Genomic DNA, 21,176 nt, shown 5'->3' on the forward strand with positions numbered 1-21,176 from the left:
GACACAGGGAATATGTGCCTTGCCTTCAAAGCGTTTATTCAAGCGATTGGGAATACGGCCATTAGCGGCGAGGTTGTTTGCCTACGTATTGCTTTTCAGTCTTGTTTTATCGCTGGTGGCAACCGGAGTTCAGTTGATTGGCGAGTTTGAACGCCGTAAAAGCGATTTGCTGAACGAGCAGACACGAACCGCCGAGCTGGTTTCCGGAAGCATAAGCAACAATATCTGGCTGATGAATTTCAGCGAAGTGGCCAACAGTCTGGATGATATGAAGGCGGTGCCCGCCATCCAGTACGGTCGCGTAGTGACCAGCACCGGTGAAACATTCAGCACTGGCACCTACCCTGAAGGCCGGGTGATTTCACAGATCTTCCCGCTGGTGTTTGACCGTTCCAGCACTCGCAGCCCCGAAAACGTCGGCACGCTGACCATTACCTCGTCTATCGACCATATCTATGCAGAGCTCAGGAATCAGGCTCTGCTGAACCTGCTGTTTCAATCAATTGTGGTGATGCTGGGTACCTTAGGGTTGCTTCTGATCGTTCGCCTGACGCTCTCCCGGCATCTGGAAACCATGGCCGATTACGCCACCCGGCTTAACCTGGATGCCCTGGTAGACCCTCTGCAACTAAAACGTAAGGCCCCGAAAACCCCGGATGAGCTCACAGAGCTGGAGCAGGCCCTGAACAAGATGCGCCTGCAGATCCTTGAAGACACCCGCTCGTTGCGCCAGACAACCCTTCAGTCTCAAGGTGAACGGGATCAAGCGGTGCGAGCCAACCACGCCAAGAACCGGTTCCTCGCCAATGTCAGCCATGAACTGCGCATTCCCTTGCAATCCGTGCTTGGCTACGCAAACCTGCTGACGGACACACCACTGGATCAGGAACAGCGAGAATATGTTCAGACCCTGCTGAGCGCCTCAGAGAGCCTTTCAGCCATTATCAATGACCTGCTGGACATCTCCAGCATGGAAGCGGGCAAGCTGGTGCTGGATGACATTCCCTTTGATCTTCGGGAGACCCTTAATGATCTGGTCCACATGCTTGGCGCCAGAGCCCGGGAAAAGGGCCTGGCACTGGAACTTCGAATCGACGAAAACCTGCCCCGCGCCCTGAAGGGCGACCCGGTCCGAATTCGCCAGATCCTGCTGAACCTCACGTCCAACGCCATCAAATTTACCGATTCAGGCCATGTGCTGATCAGTATTGAGGTGTTAGGTCGCCGGGACGACAAGGCACGCCTTCGGATTGCCGTGGAAGATACCGGCGTCGGGATCAATCCGGAAGATGTCCCTCTGGTTTACGAACCCTATGTGCAGCTGGGCCAACAGTTCCAGCGGCAGTTACCGGGAGCAGGCCTGGGCCTGACAATTTGCCGACAGCTGGTGGGGCTGATGGATGGTTCCATGGATCTGGAAAGCCTTCCCGGAGAGGGCTCGACCTTCTGGATGGAACTGACCCTGCCTGTGGTACCTCAGAGCGCAACCAGGGTTCGACCGGATACCCGGATGGTGAAAGATCGCCGGATTCTGGTAGTCGATTCCTATGAACTGTCCCGTAAAATTACGCTGGAAATGCTGTCGCGCCACGAGGTGCATATTGAGGCTGTAAAGTCTGCTGGCGAGGCACTGACTTCCCTGCGCACAGCGTTCGATGGTCAACAGCCCTTCGACGCCATCATCCTGGATGGTTTTGTACCGGACATGGACAGCGATTTGCTCTGCCGGCAGATTCGCAGTAATCCGCTCTGGTCAGATATGCGCTTACTGATTCTGTCGTCCAATCCCCAGCGGGGCGACGCCGAACATTTCCGTCAGGCCGGCGCCGATGCCTTCCTGAGCAAATCTCTGCGAGAGTCCTGTCTGACTCCGATTCTCAATCAGTTGTTTTCCGATGCCGTCAAAGAGGAACGACGTTTCCTGACCCGTTTTTCTCTTCAGGCAGTCACTGACACTGCCCGGCGCAGGAAATTGCCCTGCGGCAGAATGAAGGTCCTGTTAGTGGAAGACAACCCGGTCAACCGCACCCTGACCCAGCGTCTGCTGGAAAAGCTGGGCTGTGACGTCATGACTGCCAACGATGGCGAGGCCGCGGCGAGTCTGTGGCAATGGCACCCGTTCGACCTGGTATTCATGGATTGTGTTATGCCACGCGTAGATGGTTTTGAAGCCACACGGCGTCTCCGGGAATGGGAAAAAGCCCACAACCGGGCACCCATCCCCGTGGTCGCCCTGACCGCGAGCGCCATGGAAGAAGACGAGGAACGTTCACGTCAATGTGGAATGGATTCTTTCGTTGCCAAGCCTGTCAATATTGAAATGCTACGGGCAGTACTGGAACAATATTGTCAGGCGTCTGCTGCCTCCTGAAACAATGGCTCAGACATCAAGACACGTTTCCAATACCCGAAGGCAACCATGAACGTTGAATGTCCCACCTGCAAGAAATCCGTCGAATGGACCGAGACCAACTCCTGGCGCCCTTTCTGTTCCGAGCGCTGCAAACTGATCGATCTGGGGGCGTGGGCCAACGAGGAATATCGGGTGCCCGCAGAGAACGCATCACCAGAAGATCTGGACCAGGGCGGCGAAACTACCCGGCACTGATCGTAAAAAAATATAAATTAACGGGGACTTACTGGCATTTAAGTTGAGTGGTCACGGGTGCATCGTTAACATATCGGCAATTCTGCCAGTAACTACATGAAGGTGCACACATATGAAAGCGTCCCGGATTTCCCTGATGGTTCTCTCATTGGCTGTCGGGCCTGCCTTCGCAGGGGATGTTGACCTGAGCCTCACCAACGACTCTGTGAAGGGTCAGGTAAACTTCTTCGACACCAACAACGACATCCAGCTTGGCACCGGTTACACCTATCACGAAGGTGGTCGCGATATTTTCAACGTGGATTTCCATGCCCAGGGCCGCACAGCTATCGGTAACCTGCCAACCACGGCCGGCATCGGCATGCATGGTATCTACTGGGATCAAGATCGCGCGGACGGCGGAGCTGTGGGGCTGGGCGGTTTTGCAACCGTCAACATTCCGGATGTTCCGGGGCTCTCCTTCACCGGTGGTCTGCATTACGCACCCAGCATTCTTTCATTCGGCGACTCCGATGATATGACCAGTCTGGAGTTGCGCGCCAGTTATCGTGTTATCCGTAATGCCGAGGTGTTCGTCGGCTACCGCTATCTGAACACTGACCTGGAGAACTCCTCACAAGACGTCAATCTCGATGAAGGCGTTATGGCAGGCATGAAAATCTTCTTCTGATCCTGCATTTACTGAAACGGGCTCCACCTCAGGGGCCCGTTGCGCGCTCTTTGCATAACTCTTTCGTGCTTTCCCTCACGCTTTCCTGAAAACCCGGCTGTTAGACTGTTTGCCTGTATATTTGCACGGATCCTCAGGCATGCGATTTACGTTCGGTTTACTGCTCTACTCGACCCTGTTGATCACCGCCGGATGCGGAAGCGGCGAAGATGCCATTGAAGGAGCTCGCAGCCAGCCGAATGACTTCGTTGGCAACAAGAATCCTGTGGAAGACTTCAGCACGGGCAGTACCGGCGATTCCAGCAATGCCGGCGGTCTGGCCAGCAACGAAGTACGGATAACCATGGAAGTGCCGGATGGAGTCACCAGCGAAGGTGAAACCACCCGACGCAACCTCAGAATCGTTCAGCCAGACAGGGTAAGCGTTTACTATACCAATCCGGCCCTGCAAAACCTGGGCGAGCCGCCAGTTTCGATTCGTACCGACAGTGAAGGCTTCACCATTATCGAATTCACCAACGGCCTGCCCCTGGGTCCGGACGTGATCATCGATGCCAGCTATGGCAACACCCGCATGCGGGCACTGGCTGCCGATGCCGATCGTGATGTAAAGGTGAACCCTTTCTCCGAATACCTGGTGCGCAATACCCTCAGTCGTTACACAGCAGACGAGTTCCAGACCATCATGGATTGCGTCGCCGATAACAATGGCGAGTTATGCCTGAACAAGTATGTGTGGTCGACGTTGGCCGATCAGGTGCACGACTTTGAAATCGACATCCCCTCCAATGTGGGCCTGAGCGGAGCTCTGGATGTACTGGAGAGTCGAGCTGATTTTTCCCGATACGTAAGCGCCATGGCCGGCTATGCCGTGCTGGATGAAACATCCTCCGGCAAGATCAGCGCCAGTTCCGCAGACTACAACACGGTCTTCCTCGGCATTGAGTTAGGCCAGACATTTCTGGAATCCACCCTGAGCGGATCCGGACAATGGGGTGTGCGCACCGCACAGGAAGAGCAGCTGACAGATGAGAATGGCACCGGTTATGTGTACCCGGCGCTAACCTTGACCAGTTTCGATGCGTTTGATATCCGGGTCACCTCCCTGGCTAATGATATCCCCTACGATCGCGAAGTCCTGATTCATCAAGCCGGCAATGAGTTCTTTGTTCGTGGTTCAGACCAATGGGAGCGGAACACTCACTCTTCATCACCGGGTGCCGCCACTCTGCTGGAAGACACACGCTTGCTGGCGGGGAGAGCCCTGTTCCAAAGCATTACCGGCCGTGACAGTTCACGAATCATTGGCTGGACCCGCAACCCCTACTATCTGGATGCCCTTACCAGCGCGCCTCTGGATGAAACCACAGGGCCGGACAGAGTGATCAGTAGCTACTTCAGTGCCGGAAAAGCAATCGAACTGGAGGCTGAAGGCGACCAGTTGCAGCGACTGACGACACTGGAAGATCAGTACCTGTCCGTTCTGGAGGTAAATCTTCTCCGCAAGGAGGGCTTCGAATCCACTACTCTGAATGGTCGAAACTACAACACAGTGTACCTCGCAACCCGTTTCAGCGAGCAAACAACGCCCCTGACGGTTGAGACGGGCCTGGGACAGTGGCAAATTGATGGGGGCACGATTAGTCAATCCCAGACATACACCGCGGTGCAGCGCAACAACTCAGGCACTGTGACTACGCCCGCTACCGGCACCAGAACTGAATCCTGGACTCTGAGCAACCGGACGTCCCGACTCAGCAAAGGTGACCTGGATATTGGCCGCCTGAACCTCGACATCACCACCGCTTCCAGTGATTTGGCGCAACCGGATATCGGCATAGGTGCAAGCACGCCTGACGGTACCCTGATGGCATTCAATCTGGAAGACAGTCCGCTAGGTGACGGCATATTGATTGCCTCGGAGCAAACCGCCAACAGCGCACCAGTCACCGGCCAGTTTCGGTTTCAGGGCGTAGCACTCGCCCTGACAGCAGACACTAACCGCCTCCGGCATTTTGACAATGCACTGCTGACCATTGATTCCTCCAGCGCCGCAACGCTGTCGTCCGTCGCCCTGACCAGCACCCACTTTGTGGACAAAGGCACGGTAACAACGCCAACTCTGGAAAGCCCTCCAGACACTTCCCTGACGTATCGCCAGCTCGGTGCCGGTCAGGTGCAATTCACGGCAGGAAACCTCACTCTTGAGGGCTTTTACACCGCCAGCCAGGACCAATTCTTCCTGCGCTTGCGGTCAACGCAAGGGAATGAGGAGCAGATCGGTCTGGTCATTGCCACCCGCACGCCCTCATCACTCCAGCCATAGGTTAAAAGCCCAACGGGCAGACGCTCTCGTATAACCTGTTATAATTCCAGCTATATCTATTTTGGCGAGAGGTTCTATGTCTGCGGGTAAACGGGCCGTCATGTTGATGGTTCCCTTGATTGCGTTTGCTATCGGGGGCGGCTTTTATACGCCACAAGCAAGCGTTGACCAACGCAGTTCCGGGAATTCAGATACCGGGACCGCTCTCGCGTCCCTGCCTCCGTTACCCAGCTGGGCCAATGACGCGCTCCCGGATTTTTCACGGTTCCAGGACACCACGGAGAAAAAAGCCGCCTTTTTTTCGTTTCTCTATCCCCGAATCGTTCTGGCCAACTCGCGGATCCTGATTGAACGCGACTACCTGAAGGGTCTGGCAGATAAGGATACCCTGACCAGCCAGGAACATAGCTGGCTGACCTGGCAGTCCGAGCGGTTGAGAGTAGATGCCGAGCCCGGCAGCGATCAGCAGTTCGCTCTCTTGAGCAAACGCCTGGACGTAGTTCCACCATCTCTTATCCTGGCCCAGGCTGCCAACGAATCGGCCTGGGGCACGTCCCGGTTCGCGACTGAGGGCAACAATCTGTTTGGTCAATGGTGCTTTTCCGCGGGTTGCGGCCTTGTTCCTCAAAGTCGTAAAGATGGAGCCAGCCACGAGGTGGAGACATTTTCCTCGCCGTACCTTTCGGTCGAGGCCTACATCGAGAACCTGAACCGGCATCCAACCTACCAGCTATTGCGCGACATCCGGCTGCAGGATCGACGTAACAATACGCCATTATCCGGGCTGGAACTGGCTCAGGGACTGCTTGGCTATTCCGAGCGCGGCGAAGACTACATAAAAGAGATTCGGGCAATGATTCACTACAATAACCTGGAATTCTACGATGATGATTTCAGCAACGTGGTTCGCAACCTCAAACCGGGTAGCCTTGAGCAACTAGCCTCCACGGAAACGGAAACCGGTTTATTGCCCCGCCAATCATCACTGAACACCAACCCGGCTGAAGGTTAGAGACCCCACCCCATGCTCAATTTTCTCCCCGCGCCGTTAAAGGGGACTTTAGCGGCCCTGCTCATCTTGTGTAACACGCTGGTGCTGTTCCCGGCTCTTCTGGTATTCGCCCTGCTGAAACTTGTGTTGCCGATTACCGCAATCCGCAAAGGCTGCACAGTAGTCCTGAATACCATCGCCTGGATCTGGATCGGCTTCAACAATGTACTCATGAAGCTTCTGCACCGGGTCACATGGGATGTTCGTGGCGTTGAAAATCTCAGTCGTACAAACTGGTATTTTGTAACCTGCAACCACCAGAGCTGGGCCGACATACCCGCTATTCAATATGTACTCAACAGCCGTATTCCCTTGCTGAAGTTCTTCCTGAAGAAGCAACTGATCTGGGTGCCATTTCTCGGCGTCGCCTGGTGGGCGCTGGACTTCCCCTTTATGCACCGCCATACCAAAGAGCAGATTGCCAAACGCCCCGATCTGAAAGGCAAAGATGTCGCAGCCACCCAGGCGGCCTGCGAAAAATTCCGCTACACGCCGGTGACCATCTTTAATTTCATGGAAGGCACTCGGTTTACACCGGAAAAGCACAAGCGCCAGAATTCACCTTACCGGCACCTTCTGAAACCCAGGGCCGGCGGCACGGCGTTCGTACTGGGCGCAATGGGAGAGATGGTTCACACCATGCTGGACGTCACCATTGTATACCCGGAAGGTCGTGCAGGTTTCTGGGATTACCTGTGCGGGCGAATACACAGGATTATTATTGACGTACGTGTACGCGAAATTCCAGATGAGTTTCTGGGAATGGATTACGAAAATAACCGGGAAATCCGGATCGCGTTTCAACGCTGGGTGAGCCAGATCTGGGCAGAGAAAGATGCCCGGATTGATGAGCTTAAAGCAGCCCAAGCTCCCGGGCCCGGACAATAGCCTGGGTTCTGGATTTCACTTCCAGCTTGGCGTTGATACGACGAGCATGAGTTTTCACCGTGTGCAGGGAAATATGTAGTTTGTCAGCAATTTCCTGATTTGAGAGCCCTCGGGCAATCAGTTCAAGCACGCCCTGCTCTCGCTCACTGATCGGTTCGGCGAGGGCATCCGCACCGGCCGCACCCGCCACCGGCAGCTCGAACAAGTCACCCAGTGCGTCCTTGAATGCACTCGCTGGCAGCTGACCAAAGCCCTTTGCCATCAAATCCTGCAGCTCACCCCGCAGTTCCCGGAAGGGACTGATGAAGTGCTCTTCAGCCGCCTGATTAACGACTGCAGACAGAATTTTAAGAGCAACAACTGCGCCCTTCTCATCCAGAACAATGACAGCCTCCAGCAGGCGCATATGCAACTCCACGCCCCACGGGATCACGCCTTCATAGCGCTCACGTATGCCTTGCAGAGTTTCCTTTGCCCGAATGACATCGCCGCGCGCGAGATCAACCCGAACCTGAAGACAATCCAACAGACCCGGCATCATCGGGAACAGCTCCGGCACGCAACCGGCCTCCCGGTAGGGAGCCAGTTTCCGAACGGCCTGATCTGCGCTGTCGATCTGATTCTGAGATAGCCAGCAATTGGCTTTGAGAGCCTCCAGAACCGGCACAAACAGGGACTCATCGACTTGCCATGAATGCATGGTACGCTCGGCCCGCCCAATCCAGACAAACGCATCCTCAAGTCGCCCTTGAGATCGACACATCAATACGCGGATCGTCATCGCAAGCAGCAGCCCCAGATCACGGGTCTGTTCGGCATGGCGTCCGCAGATAACGAGGAGACGATCTGCCTCAGCCTCACGGCCCTGATGCCAGAGTACCAGCACCAGATTCAGCTGTAGGCGGGTCTCACCAATCCGGGCAGGGCGTGCCAGCTCCTGCATGGCCGTATCGAGACCGGTCCGCAACAATTGCTCAGCGTGCTTGAGGGCGCCTTTACCCAGTTCGATTCGGGCATGGGCGTATACAGCCAGGGCTTCACAGCCGGAATCATCGGCTTCCCGGGCAAGTCTCGACGCCGCCCGATTGGCTTCACGTGCCTCCTGGAAACGTCCCGCGGCGCACAGGGCACTGGACCGAACCATTTGGGTCACCAGCTGCCCCTGGGAACTAAGTTCGCCTTCGGTCAGGGCCCGCTCGGCCATTTCCAGGGCCGAGCCCACGCTGCCCTCGCCTCTGAGGATAAACGCTTTCAGTGCACAGATGCGCGCCGCCTGTTCCTGCTGCTCGGCCTCACTCAGGCCGTCAATAAGCGCCCTGGCCTGGCGGAACTGGCCCCCGATAGCATGGACCCAGCTATAAACAATCCGCAAACGCACGCTCCGTTCCAGAAGCTGGGGCGGCAAGCTCTTGCGAAGCCGCAACAGTGACGCCGTATCCTGTCCCAGCAGCAAGGCTTCTGAGCCCTCAGAAGCTATACGAATAACCTCCTCGGCATCGCCCGCCAACAACGCGTACTTGAGGGCCTCAGGGAACTGGTCGCGCACACCGAACCATCGACTGGCCCGGGACATTCGCTCGGTATATCCTGCCATGACGGGGGACTTCAGCCACTCCTGCAAGAGCGGGTTAAGGCGATACCAACGTCCGCGGCCGGGCATGGACCTCAACGGCAAGCCCCGCTCGACGGCCTGGGAAGGAACAAACCCGGCATCCGGCAAGAGCGGCTCCAGCGCCAGGAACAATTCGTCGGAACACAACTCAAGCTCGGCAATACCACGCATACAACGCATCTGCCCCGGCGTGAGGCTGCCAAGGACCGATTCCTTGAGAAACCGCTCAACACTTGGCGCTTCCTGAATCGGCTTTCTTTCAATATTCTGGCACACCTCCCGGCGATACAGCGCCAGGGGCGTCGCCCAGCCTTCGGTTATGTCGTAGAGACTATCCACAGCGACACTGGTCAATCCACCATTTGCCGTCGCCGAACGGAAAAACTGGAAGGTTTCTGAACGAGAAAATTCGAGTGCTTCAGGCCCGATGCGGGTAAACCGATTCTCCAGTTCAAGACTGTGAGTCTCAAAGGGCAATGCGGTGCGCGAAATCAGAACAATGGAGGATTCGGCCGGTAAATCAGCAATCAGTTGCTGAAGCAGATCCACAACCGCGGGGTTGCTGAGATTATGCAGGTTGTCCAGCACCAGAATCCTGGGCTGAACGGTAGTTTTACGAGCCCATCCAGCCTGCATCATCGACAGGGTGTCTGAGAAGGTCGCGCCACTTTGCAGCCCCTGATCCGGGATGCTTGGCACATCCAGAGTAATCGCCAGCAGAGTCAGGAAACGGGACGGCGCATTATCCTGGGAATTCAATGAAACCCAGCGAATCTGATCGGCTGGTATCGGTGAACTACCCAGCGCACTGATTACGGCCTGGGATTTCCCGTAGCCACAGGGCGCTTCCAAAAAAAGAACGCCTCTGGACGTCAGTGCCTCGGAGAGTTTGCTATCAAGCCCGGGCCGGGCCAGCAGTTCGGACGGAACCGCGGGAAGCTGTAACCTTTGCCGGAGCAGGTCTCTGATCAGCTCACCCCGTTGAAGACCACTGTTCGCTGACTGGTATTCGTCGTTGGCTGCACAGCCGTCATTGAATGGTTTCACGCACTGCCCCATTTAACTCCGGCCTGAACTGCCTTCCATTGCCGGACAAGTGGATCTTACACTAACGTAAGCACGGCGACCGACATCGGGTACGCCTTTAGTATGAGATGTAGGTTAAACCAATTGAGGGGTGGGCTGCAAAATTTTGACGTGAAAGGACTTTCTCGTGTGTTAAAAAAACGGCGGGCCTGAGCCCGCCGTTTTCCCTGTCTGGCAATAGCGCTTACCGGGTACCGGCTCGGCGCAGTGCAGCAGGCGTATAATCCCTTGAGCGACGCTCTACGCCAAACTCATACGGATTTTCTTCTTCATTGGTCAGGCCAAGTGCAAGGTAACGGCCCGAGAGCAGATCGTACAGGGTCTCGATAGCATACCAGGGCACGTCCTGATCGTAGAACTGCATATTGTGGGCTTCCGCCACGCGCCAGAGCTCACCACGGCCATCATAATGATCAATGATAGACGCCTGCCAGGAGTCTTCATCGATGTAGAAATCACGCTGTCCGTAGATGTGACGCGCGCCGTCCTTCAGAGTTGCCCGGACGTGCCATACGCGATGCAGCTCGTAACGAGTGTAATCCTGGTTGATATGTCCAGCCTTGACGATCTGATCGTAGCTCAGGCTCCGGTCCACCAGCTTGTAGGAGTTGTACGGAATATACATTTCCTTCTTGCCGACCAGCTCCCAGTCGTAGCGATCCGGAGCGCCGTTGAACATATCGAAGTTATCGGATGTACGCATGCCGTCAGACGCGGTACCCGGTCCGTCATAGGCCACCTGGGGCGCCCGACGAACACGACGCTGACCCGCGTTGTATACCCACGCACGGCGCGGTTCGGCAACCTGATCGATGGTTTCGTGCACCAACAGTACGTTACCTGCCAAACGGGCCGGAGCGGTTATCGCCTGCTTGAAATAGAAAAGAACGTTCGCGTCATCCTCCGGGCTATAGTCGTCGAGGTAGGTTCGCCACGTGAGCTCATCCTGGAATTTCACCACGGAAAAGGCGCCGCCTTCGGTCGGCGTTACCTGACCAACCGTGCGCTGGACTGAACCTCCGCGATAGCGGGTGATGTGGTTCCAGATCGCTTCCAGACCATTCTGGGGAATCGGGAACGGAGTGGCAGATTGATAGTTGCCCAGACCGTTACCGTCCTTGATAAGGTCAACCGCGCTTGCGTTCTCAACCGTTTTCGCCATGACCTCATCAGGGTATGCAGCGGTACGATGGGTTTCGTACACCGGCATAAAGTAGTCGTCATAACGCTCAATCATCGCAACCTGACCCGGAGACAGCTTGTCTTTGTACTGATCGACGTTGCTCTGATCAATGGTGAATTTCGGTTGCTCATCCGGGAATGGATTCACATAAATCCCGTCACCCTTATAACCCGCTGGCGGAGTGGTCAAGCCTCCGTTCCAGGCTGGAATCTCACCACCGTTGCCCGCTTTTTCGGCACCCATCGGTGTCAGCGAATCACCCAGCTTGGCCGCTTCTTCAGCAGAAACCGCACCCCAGGCCTGGCCGGCAATCATGCTCGCTGCCAGAACGCCTGTGGCCAGTAGTTTCTTGTTCAGTTTCATGTAAATTTCCTCGTTCAACGAATTCTTTCCGGGTTCAGAATGAGTATGAAACGCTCGCACTCACGAAGTCGCGGTCAGTCAACTCGTTATACGGCTTGCCGCCGAAAAAGTTTGTATAACCGATATTGCCGGTGATGCTGTTCTGATACACCGCCTGCAACGACAAACCGATGGCTTTGCTGCCTTCGTTGAAAGCGCCACCCGGTTGCGGACTGTAGCCCTCAACATCGTGACTCCAGGCCAACTGTGGTGACAGATTGACGCCGGCAATAGCATTCGGATAATTCCACACCAGGCGTGTACGGTAGCCCCAGGAGAAGTCGGTTGTGAGCCCATCGGTAGTGCAGTAAGTGGAGTTCAGGTTAAGTACCTCACACCCACCGCCAGGCAATGCCGGAATGCCAAACGTTCCCGATCTGCCGTACTGGGCTTCATCGTAGTCCGGCAAATTATGGACGTAGGTCGCACCAAATTCGGTGATAAGAGAGAGACGACTGGCCCCCATAACCTGATCAAAGAACTTGATCAGCGTGAATTGCGCCTGAGAAACCTTGAAACGGTCATTACCGCTCACAGCTTGCCCGCTGAGATCCGCTCCTCCGGCTTCAGCCAAACGCTGGTCCTGCAACTGACTGGCGTTGTCGCCGGTAACCGGGTTCTGAAGCTGCAGACCACCGTAAATCAGCTGGAACGCATTCCATTGCAGAGGCAGGTTCTCACGGAAGCTGTATTCAGCACCAAGAGACCATCCACCCGGGGTGGTGGTGTTGATACTGATACCGTAGAGGTTGATGTTCTCTGGGTATTCGATGAAATACGAGGGGAACTGTACGCCATTGGCAGGATCATTAACCTGCCCGCTTACGTACGGCAACCGGCTGTTGTATTTGATGTAGTAGAAGCCCAGCTCAGAATCGTTCAGCTCAGGCACGTACCAGCGCAACGCAACACCGAACTGGTCTTTGGAATCAGCTTCGTCATCGCCGAGCCGGGGAGCGATAAACCCTTGCTCGTAAGCCTGAGAATCCGACAACTGTCCCGCCAGCAATACAGGACCACAGCCATCAGCGGCAAAGTCATTCGTTGAGAAGAAGGTTCCGCAGTCATCCGGGCGCACCGGCTCCCAGTCAGCCTGCACAAAGGTTTCTACTGTGAGGTTCTCAGTAATACCGGCAGACATGTAGAACATCTCGACCGGCAAAAGTGCATCTTTCAATTCAGAGCCCGGCGCCCGGAATGCCGGAACGTCTACCGGGTTGATAACGTTGATACCACCCTGGATAAACGTGCTTTCACCCCAGCTTACAACCTGCTTGCCATAACGGAGACTTACCGGGACATCACCAAAGTACCAATCCGAGAAGACGTAGGCATCGAGAATCTCACCCCCGGAGGCATTGGCTTTCGCTGAGTCGTTCAGTTCACGGGTATTACCAACGTCATCAACTGCCCGACTCTCGTCTTTCAGTTCAAAGTCGTACCAATAGCGACCGCGCAGAAGCCCGCCAACTCGAGTCAGGTAAGCATTATCAACGTAATAGTTCAGGTACAGCTCACTGTTACCTTTGACAATTTTCGAGTAGGTATCGCCTTTATCAAAGTTCAGGTTGCCATCGTCGTAGTTGTTGGTGGAAGCGCCAACCGTCGTATTCGCAAACTGAGGCCCCAGGTTACCCTGGGCGATCAGACGCTTGTCCTGATCTTCAACCCGCCACCCGGCGCCGGCAGACAATGTGGTATTGAACTGGGCTTCCACGTCGCCCATATAGAACGAATAGGCTGTCGCCTGACCGGACATACCGGCTGCAACTGCCACGGCCAGCGGTAATTTAGTCCAACGCTGCCATTGATGTGTTTTTCTTGTCATTGGAAGGCTACTCCATTGTTGTTCTGAGTCGCTGCTCTGATTATTGGTGTTCACGATGTATTGGAGGCTTCATGCACAGTGCTCGTGATGTTGGCACTATAGCTAACGCTCTGGGGCGCTTTGATCAGTCAAAAGTATGATTTTGCTCTCACACCTCTATTACCGCCGGGTTTCGTCGCACAGAATCACTATAGACAACAAATTTGGATGCAACCACTTTGGTTTTGGTGGTTTTTTTTGCGGATTTGATTGCGGTTTCAGGTCGGGTGAAGCGCTGAGGGGTGACGTGTTTCCCGGAAAGCATTCGCCCCCCCTCAGCACCAGGCCCTGGTGTGCGCGATCCACTCATTCTGCCAATGAGCATTATGTGAAAGCGACGGCCTGGTAATTCGGCTGGCAGAATCAGAGCATTTCGATTGCCATAGCCGTAGCTTCACCACCCCCGATGCAAAGGGCAGCGATGCCTTTCTTTTTACCGTAACGCTGGAGGGCATACATCAGAGTTACCAGCAGGCGGGAACCGGTAGACCCTACGGGGTGCCCCTGTGCACAGGCACCCCCATGAATGTTGACCTTCTCAGGATCGAGACCAAGTTCGCGGATAGGCATCATGGCAACCATGGCGAATGCTTCATTGATTTCGAACAAATCAACATCGTCTTTGGTCCATCCGGTTTTTCCGAACAGAGTTTCGATGGCTCCCACCGGCGCACAAGTGAACTCCGAAGGATGCTGAGACTGCGTGCTGTGGCCAACAATACGGGCCAGGGGCTTAAGTCCCCGCTTTTCGGCTTCGGATTCGCGCATCAGCAGCAGTGCAGAAGCGCCATCCGAGATCGAGGACGCGTTCGCGGCTGTCACCGTGCCGTCTTTGGCGAAAGCGGGACGCAGGCTCGGGATTTTATCGATCTTGGCGTTGTGTGGCTGCTCGTCATCCTCGACAACCGCCTCCCCCTTGCGGCTTTTTACAGTAACCGGAACGATTTCATCCTTCAGCAACCCTTCATCGATCGCCTTTTTTGCACGGGTCAGGGAGGTAATGGCGTATTCGTCCATTTCCTCACGGGTGTAGCCTTTCTTGTCGGCCATCTCCTGAGCGAACGCCCCCATCAACCGGCCTGTTTCGGCATCTTCGAGTCCATCAAGGAACATGTGATCCTGGGGTGCCTGACCAGGGCCCATGCGGTAACCGCTGCGGACACCTTGCAGAATGTAGGGTGCGTTGGACATGCTCTCCATACCGCCGGCGATCATAATGTCATTGCTACCCGCCTTGATCAGGTCGTGGGCAAACATAGTGGCCTTCATACCGGAGCCACAAAGCTTGTTGACCGTTGTCGCGCCAGTGTAATCCGGAAGGCCGGCCTTGCGCATGGCTTGACGAGCCGGGCCCTGTTTGAGACCTGCAGGGAGCACGTTACCCATGATGACTTCCTGCACATCTGCAGGCTGAAGCCCGGCGCGTTTTACCGCCTCGGCAATAGTGATGGCACCGAGGTCGGTGGCACTCACGTTAGCCAGGCTGCCCTGGAATCCACCCATGGGGGTACGGGCACCGCTTACAATAACGACGTTGTCTGCGCTCATTTGTGACTCTCTCTTTTGGTTGTCTGACAGGCTTTGTGTCGGATTGCGCCTTGCACATCCGACCTGCTCAGGGTTGTTATCTTTATTCAGGGTCTGTGAGGGGCTTCGAGATATTCCTGCGATTGCATTTCAAGCAGCCGCGATTCGGTGCGTTCAAATTCGAAGCTCAGACGGCCGCCGGCATAGAGTTCGGTAATCGGCGCAGCCGCCGAAATAATCACCTTGACGTTACGGTCGTAGAATTCGTCGATCATGTTGATGAAACGGCGGGCCTGATCGTCCTTGCTCTTGCCGAGCACAGGCACGTTGCTGACAATAATGGCGTGAAACTGCCGGGCCATTTCAATGTAGTCGTTCTGGCTTCGGGGTCCGTCACACACGTCTTTGAAATCGAACCAGACAACGTCGTCGGCATGGGCCTGGGCCGGAATTTTCCGGCCATTGATTTCCATAGCCTTGCTGTGTTTTCCCGCCTCTACGGCCAAAGCATCAAAGCTCTGTCGCAGGCTGATATCCGCGTTCTCATCGAGGGGCGAGTGGAACAGCTCCGCCTGCTCCAGTGTCCTCAAACGGTAATCCACTCCGCCATCCACATTGACCACATCCGTGTGTTTCTTTACCAGCTCAATTGCCGGCAGAAAACGCGCACGTTGCAGACCATCCTTGTACAGGCCATCTGGCACAATGTTGGAGGTGCACACCAGAGTGACGCCCCGGCTAAACAGACCATCCATAAGAGTGGCAAGGATCATGGCATCGCCAATGTCCGACACGAAAAACTCGTCGAAACAGATAACCCGGGTTTCATCGGCAAACTTCCTGGAAACCAGCTCCAGCGGGTTCTTCTCCCCCTTCAGGGATCGGAGTTCCTTGTGCACCCGCTGCATAAAGCGATGGAAGTGAACCCGCATCTTGCGATCAAATGGCAGGGATTCGAAGAACGTGTCCATCAGATAGGTTTTTCCGCGACCTACTCCGCCCCAGAAATACAGACCTTTAACCGGCTCTTCTTTGCCTTTTTTAAGTTTGCGCAAAAGTTTCGCTTTGGGTTTGGCGCGATCCCTTTCGGCTTCCACCAGTTTGTCGTAAAGTGACTGGAGGCGCTTGACGGCATCCTCCTGGGCCGCATCCTGCCTGAAATCCGGGCGTTCAAGATCCTTCTGGTAACGTTGCCAAGGGGTCATGGTCACACTGATTTCGGAGGACATCGCAGCTGTCATCAAGGTATTCCCGGAAGTTGATCGTAGATTTCGGCGCAGTATTGTCGCGCATTTGGCGGATTTTCGCCACGTTGACCGTCCGGTCCATCAATACGACGATTGGCGCAGGCGACAATAATGGGATGATGGCGCCCGGGGCGTTATACTCGTGTATCGGGGCTTGGCTCACTTCTAGGCAAAAGGACGACACAGCATATGACAAACCTGATTCTGGCAGCGATTGCCGCTTTGGTTGTTGGCATTGTCATCGGGGTACTTGTTGGCCGTTCCGGGCAGGGAACGACACTTCGGCAACGCCGGGCGGAACAGCAGATTGAGGAACTGAGAAGCGAGTATACCCGCTACCAGGCCCAGGTGAATGAACACTTCATGGAATCGGCCCACCTGCTGAGACGGTTCAATGACGCATACCGCGACGTAAACCAGCACATGGCCCGCGGTGCCAATCGTCTCTGCAATGACGAAGAATGGATGGAAGAGCTGGCACAGGAAACATCCAAGAAACGTCTGGAAGAAGTTCGCGAGGACTCCGCCGAACCACCACGGGATTACGCACCCAAGACAGATCCTGAGGATTCCGGGACACTGGCTGAAGACTTCGGCCTCAAGAAAGGCGACAAGGCCCCGCAGGCCTGAGTTTCTATTCCGGCAAAAGCTTGGGCGTTAGGTCTCGATAAAACGGCCAGGCTCAGGAAGGGCGCGGGATAGCCGCCCCCTTCTCAGCCAGATAAAAAACCAGATCTGGCCCAGTGTCTTCTGCTAGACCGGATTGTTGCAATCAATGAATGTGTGAGCAACGCCGAACGCCTCCGCCAACGCCTTTCCGAGAGCCTGAACACCATAGCGCTCGGTAGCATGATGACCAGCTGCAAAATAGTGGATCCCACACTCTCTGGCGGTATGCGTTGTCGGCTCGGAGATTTCACCGCTGATGTAGGCATCAAGGCCCGCCTCCAGAGCAGTGCTGATAAATCCCTGAGCAGCGCCGGTGCACCAACCCACCCGTTTGATCATTGCAGGACCTTCTCCGACCCAGAGCGGTTCACGATGAAGCTGTCTGGCGATATGAAGGCCGAACTTCTCGGGAGACATTGCGTCTTCCAGCTCACCTTCCCAAACCAGACCGCCTAATGGACGCGGATTCTTGATGTTGAGAACATCTGCCAGCTGACGGTTGTTGCCATACTCCGGATGATCATCCAGCGGGAGATGGTAGGCAACAAGATTGATGTCATTGTCCAGAAGTTGCTTCAAGCGCTCGCGTTTCATGCCCTGGATTCGCGGGTCTTCACCTTTCCAGAAGTAACCGTGATGGACCAGGATCATATCGGCTTTTGCTTCAATTGCCGCTTCGATGAGCGCCTGTGTGGCAGTCACACCAGAAATAATGGTGCCGATCTCAGATTTGCCCTCGACCTGCAATCCATTTGGACAGTAGTCCTGAAAATTCTCCGGCTGCAACCACTCGCTGATTTTCTTCAGGATGTCGTTCCGATTCGCCATAAAACCCCTCTCCTGACTATTTCATGCAATCTGGACGAGCAGGGGGTGCCCACCTGCCCTGCCCGCCAAAACGCGGGCTAGAGTGTTTCGAGGCCAGCAATCAAAGCATCATTCTGCTCGACAGTACCAATGGTGATTCTCAGGAACTCGCTAATGCGCGGCTTGTTAAAGTGGCGAACAATAATGCCCTGCTCTCTCAAGCCTTTCGCCAGAACCTCTCCAGGCTGATCTTTATGACGGGCAAACACAAAGTTTGCCTTTGAGGGCAACACCTCGAACCCCAGTTCCCCGAGAGCCGCCGTTACGCGCTCGCGTTCCGAGATAACGCCATCGCAGCATTTCCGGAACCAGGCTTCATCCTCGTAGGCCGCCTTCGCGCCGGCCAGGGCCAGTCGATCCAGTGGGTAGCTGTTGAAGCTGTTCTTGACCCGGTTCAGTGCCTCGATCAGGTCTGGATGACCAACGGCGAAACCTACCCGCAAACCGGCCAGTGAACGGGCTTTGGAAAGTGTCTGTGACACCAGCAGATTCGGATACTTGTCGACCAGAGTGATCGCCGACTCGCCACCGAAATCAATATAGGCTTCATCGACCACGACCACTCGATCCGGGTTCGAATTCAGAATTTCTTCAACATGCGCCAATTCCAGATAGCGACCGGTCGGCGCATTCGGGTTCGGGAAGATCACCCCGCCATTGGGTTGCTTGAAGTCGTCCGGATTAATTTCAAAGCTCTCGGTGAGCGGAACGACTTTGCTCTGGATGTTATAGAGGCCGCAGTACACCGGGTAGAAGCTGTAAGTGATGTCCGGGAACAGGATGGGCTCGTCATGCTGAAACAGGCCGAAAAAGATGTGCGCCAGGACTTCGTCCGAACCGTTACCAAGGAATACCTGTTCTGGCTTGAGGCTGTGATAGGACGCAATGGTCTCGCGCAGGCTCTCACCTTCCGGATCCGGATAGAGGCGGAGGCCGTCGTTCAGTTCCGCCTTGATGGCGTCGACAACCCGGGGTGATGGGCCAAAGGGATTCTCATTGGTGTTCAGCTTTACCAGGTTCGCCATTTTTGGCTGTTCGCCGGGAACATAGGGAACCAGGTCGTTTACCAGGGGGCTCCAGAATTTGCTCATTTCTAACTCCGAGCTTACGGTCTGCCGGTCTTCACCAGCCTCCGTGCGCAAATAGGGGATGCAGTCTCTCAGTCTTCAATACGATACTCGGCCGACCGGGCGTGAGCCGTAAGCCCCTCGCCCCGGGCCAGAACGGACGCCACACGCCCCATACGGTCGGCGCCAGCGGCGCTGAAACCAATAATGGAAGAGCGTTTCTGGAAATCGTATACACCCAGGGGCGAGGAAAATCGCGCAGTACCGCTGGTCGGCAGAACATGATTCGGGCCCGCACAGTAATCGCCCAGAGCCTCGGCGGTGTAACGACCCATGAAAATAGCGCCGGCATGGCGGATGTCTTCGAGCATGGCCTCTGGCTCTTCAACCGACAACTCGAGATGCTCCGGAGCGATTCGGTTGGAAACCGCAGCGGCTTCTTTCAGATCAGCAACCTGGATCAGCGCGGCACGGTCGGTCATGGAGGTTCGGATGATATCGGCCCGCTCCATGGTCGGCAGCAGCTTGTTGATGCTGGCCTCGACGGCATCCAGAAACGCTGCATCCGGGCTGATCAGAATGGACTGTGCCTGCTCGTCGTGCTCTGCCTGCGAGAACAGATCCATGGCGATCCAGTCAGGATCGGTTTTACCGTCGCAGATCACCAGGATTTCGGAGGGGCCTGCGATCATATCGATACCAACAACGCCGAAAACCTCCCGCTTGGCGGTGGCAACGAAGATGTTGCCCGGGCCGACGATTTTATCGACCGCCGGGATGGTTTCTGTGCCATAGGCCAACGCGCCAACGGCCTGAGCGCCACCAACGGTGAACACCCGGTCGACGCCGGCAATAGCGGCAGAAGCCAGAACCATATCATTTACAACGCCGTCGGGTGTCGGAACAACCATCACCACTTCACTGACACCGGCAACCTTGGCCGGAATGGCGTTCATGAGCACAGATGACGGGTAAGCCGCCTTACCGCCGGGCACATACAGGCCGGCCCGATCCAGCGGTGTGACTTTCTGGCCAAGAACCGTCCCATCGTCATCCGCGTACTGCCAGGATTTCTGGTTCTGACGTTCGTGGTAATCCCGAATCCGCCCAGCCGCTTTTTCCAGCGCCACACGCTGATCCCCGGGAATGGTTTCCAGAGCCTGCTGCAAACGACTCTGGGTCATTTCCAGTTCAGCAACAGCCCCCACTTTCAAGCGATCAAACTTCTCGGTAAATTCGAGAACCGCCTGATCTCCGCGGGTTTTCACCTCATGCAGGATATGACGTACCGACTCGTTCACCTGATGATCAACGCTATCGTCCCAGGCCAGCAGTTTGGCCAGGGAGCTGTCAAAGTTACTTTGTGAAGCGTTTAATCTCGTGATCTTGGCGGTCATAACTCAAATCCTGTATTGGATTAACTTCTAACGTTCCTGACCGACCCTGCACTAGGGCCGACGTTTGTCCACGGCTGCAGACATCTTTTCAATGATGGGGTTGATACGCTCGTGTTTCATCTTCATGGATGCCCGATTAACCACCAGCCGGCTGCTGATATGCTCTATCAGCTCCCGGGCTTCCAGACCGTTGGCCTTCAGGGTATTTCCGGTGTCGACGATATCGACAATTTCATCGGCAAGCCCCAATATCGGAGCCAGCTCCATGGCACCGTATAGCTTGATGATATCGGCCTGGCGCCCCTGTGCAGAATAATAACGGCGAGCCAGGTTCACGAACTTTGTCGCCACCTTGATGCGACCAGGTGGCGGAGTCTGATTTTTCGGGCCGGCGGTCATCAGGCGACAACGGGAAATATTGAGGTCCAGCGGCTCGTACAGCCCTTCTCCGCCGTGCTCCATCAGAACATCTTTGCCGGTCACCCCGAGATCCGCCCCTCCGTACTGAACATAGGTCGGCACGTCTGTGGCCCGGATGATCAACACTCGCACATTGGGATCCGTGGTCGGGAATACCAGTTTGCGTGATTTCTTGACGTCGTCGATCAGCTCAATACCCGCTTCCGCGAGCAACGGCAGGGTCTCTTCCAGGATTCGTCCCTTCGACAAGGCGATGGTAATGGAATCTGTCATGGGTTATTCCGGTTTC

At 55.5% G+C, this 21,176-nt stretch carries 16 protein-coding genes; 7 read left to right on the top strand and 9 right to left on the bottom strand.

The features are described 5' to 3' along the window. Positions 1 to 19: 19 nt before the first annotated feature. The 6 genes from KO499_RS11795 to KO499_RS11820 all read left to right on the top strand — a co-directional run bounded on the left by KO499_RS11795 (position 20) and on the right by KO499_RS11820 (position 7,543). The gene (locus tag KO499_RS11795; protein ID WP_215983960.1) at positions 20 to 2,371 is read left to right on the top strand and encodes a response regulator; all 2,352 of its coding nucleotides are present in this window, start codon (positions 20 to 22) and stop codon (positions 2,369 to 2,371) included. A gap of 48 nt (positions 2,372 to 2,419) precedes the next feature. After that, positions 2,420 to 2,608: a DNA gyrase inhibitor YacG gene (gene yacG, locus KO499_RS11800; protein ID WP_215983961.1), complete on the top strand. Its 189-nt coding sequence runs from the start codon at positions 2,420 to 2,422 to the stop codon at positions 2,606 to 2,608. A gap of 112 nt (positions 2,609 to 2,720) precedes the next feature. Further along, a complete protein-coding gene (locus KO499_RS11805) occupies positions 2,721 to 3,278 on the top strand; it encodes a YfaZ family outer membrane protein (protein WP_215983962.1) in 558 nt (185 codons plus the stop codon). A gap of 139 nt (positions 3,279 to 3,417) precedes the next feature. Then, complete coding sequence (locus KO499_RS11810) at positions 3,418 to 5,604, top strand: hypothetical protein (protein ID WP_215983963.1); 2,187 nt, start codon at positions 3,418 to 3,420, stop codon at positions 5,602 to 5,604. 76 nt (positions 5,605 to 5,680) lie between these two features. Beyond that, positions 5,681 to 6,616 (top strand): glucosaminidase domain-containing protein, encoded by a 936-nt coding sequence (locus KO499_RS11815; protein WP_215983964.1) that lies wholly within the window; start codon positions 5,681 to 5,683, stop codon positions 6,614 to 6,616. Positions 6,617 to 6,628: 12 nt separating this feature from the next. Then, complete coding sequence (locus tag KO499_RS11820; protein ID WP_215983965.1) at positions 6,629 to 7,543, top strand: acyltransferase; 915 nt, start codon at positions 6,629 to 6,631, stop codon at positions 7,541 to 7,543. Here the strand turns inward: KO499_RS11820 and KO499_RS11825 are convergent. From KO499_RS11825 to zapE, 5 genes are all read right to left on the bottom strand, one after another. Continuing rightward, positions 7,509 to 10,214, bottom strand: a complete 2,706-nt coding sequence (locus KO499_RS11825) for a LuxR C-terminal-related transcriptional regulator (protein ID WP_215983966.1) — start codon at positions 10,212 to 10,214, stop codon at positions 7,509 to 7,511. The two genes, KO499_RS11820 and KO499_RS11825, sit on opposite strands and share 35 nt — an antisense overlap. Before the next feature lie 211 nt (positions 10,215 to 10,425). Then, positions 10,426 to 11,787 carry a DUF1329 domain-containing protein gene (locus KO499_RS11830; RefSeq protein ID WP_215983967.1) on the bottom strand — a complete coding sequence of 454 codons (1,362 nt, stop codon included), beginning with the start codon at positions 11,785 to 11,787 and terminating at the stop codon, positions 10,426 to 10,428. Between the two features lie 34 nt (positions 11,788 to 11,821). Then, on the bottom strand, positions 11,822 to 13,654 hold the full coding sequence (locus KO499_RS11835) for a DUF1302 domain-containing protein (RefSeq protein WP_215983968.1): 1,833 nt from the start codon (positions 13,652 to 13,654) through the stop codon (positions 11,822 to 11,824). Positions 13,655 to 14,056: 402 nt separating this feature from the next. After that, a complete protein-coding gene (locus KO499_RS11840; protein WP_215983969.1) occupies positions 14,057 to 15,241 on the bottom strand; it encodes a thiolase family protein in 1,185 nt (394 codons plus the stop codon). 86 nt (positions 15,242 to 15,327) lie between these two features. Then, a complete protein-coding gene (gene zapE, locus KO499_RS11845; protein WP_228339932.1) occupies positions 15,328 to 16,425 on the bottom strand; it encodes a cell division protein ZapE in 1,098 nt (365 codons plus the stop codon). 231 nt (positions 16,426 to 16,656) lie between these two features. Here zapE and KO499_RS11850 point away from each other — a divergent pair, with 231 nt between their 5' ends. Then, positions 16,657 to 17,097: a YhcB family protein gene (locus tag KO499_RS11850; RefSeq protein ID WP_215983971.1), complete on the top strand. Its 441-nt coding sequence runs from the start codon at positions 16,657 to 16,659 to the stop codon at positions 17,095 to 17,097. Between the two features lie 123 nt (positions 17,098 to 17,220). Here KO499_RS11850 and KO499_RS11855 read toward each other — a convergent pair whose 3' ends face one another. The 4 genes from KO499_RS11855 to hisG all read right to left on the bottom strand — a co-directional run bounded on the left by KO499_RS11855 (position 17,221) and on the right by hisG (position 21,160). Further along, positions 17,221 to 17,964: a Nif3-like dinuclear metal center hexameric protein gene (locus KO499_RS11855; RefSeq protein ID WP_228339925.1), complete on the bottom strand. Its 744-nt coding sequence runs from the start codon at positions 17,962 to 17,964 to the stop codon at positions 17,221 to 17,223. A gap of 77 nt (positions 17,965 to 18,041) precedes the next feature. Continuing rightward, positions 18,042 to 19,094, bottom strand: coding sequence for a histidinol-phosphate transaminase (gene hisC, locus KO499_RS11860; RefSeq protein ID WP_215983972.1), 1,053 nt, complete (start codon positions 19,092 to 19,094; stop codon positions 18,042 to 18,044). Positions 19,095 to 19,162: 68 nt separating this feature from the next. Continuing rightward, the gene (gene hisD / locus KO499_RS11865) at positions 19,163 to 20,467 is read right to left on the bottom strand and encodes a histidinol dehydrogenase (RefSeq protein ID WP_215983973.1); all 1,305 of its coding nucleotides are present in this window, start codon (positions 20,465 to 20,467) and stop codon (positions 19,163 to 19,165) included. A 51-nt stretch (positions 20,468 to 20,518) separates the two neighbouring features. Then, the gene (hisG, locus tag KO499_RS11870; RefSeq protein ID WP_215983974.1) at positions 20,519 to 21,160 is read right to left on the bottom strand and encodes an ATP phosphoribosyltransferase; all 642 of its coding nucleotides are present in this window, start codon (positions 21,158 to 21,160) and stop codon (positions 20,519 to 20,521) included. Positions 21,161 to 21,176: the final 16 nt, after the last annotated feature.

The sequence above is a fragment of the Marinobacter sp. F3R08 genome, from assembly GCF_018860425.1.
In the GTDB taxonomy this organism is placed as follows: domain Bacteria; phylum Pseudomonadota; class Gammaproteobacteria; order Pseudomonadales; family Oleiphilaceae; genus Marinobacter.